This window comes from Roseibium sp. AWQ4_254 (assembly GCF_056161025.1).
Map to the genome: position 1 here is coordinate 1 of NZ_JBSWYH010000134.1, position 218 is coordinate 218.

General features: G+C 54.6%; 1 protein-coding gene. It reads left to right on the forward strand.

Annotated elements, in window-relative coordinates:
* Window positions 1-13: 13 nt before the first annotated feature.
* Window positions 14-218, forward strand: a 205-nt coding sequence (locus tag ACXAIC_RS24930) for a transposase (protein ID WP_475187161.1), incomplete at its 3' end; no start/stop codon positions are given.

Sequence of the window (218 nt, forward strand, 5' to 3'; positions counted from 1 at the left end):
TTAAGGGCCCTTAATGAGTAATCGAAGGAAACGGCGGATTTGGTCTGATGAGGAGAAGCGGGAGATCTGCGCGCAAGCGGTTCTTCCCGGTGCATCGGTTGCACAGGTGGCGCGCCGGTATTCTGCGAATGCCAATATGATCCACAATTGGCTGAAGGATCCGCGCTTTGCCTCCGCGCCAACTAACCAGGTTAATGTTGAGGACGGGTCTTTCGTTG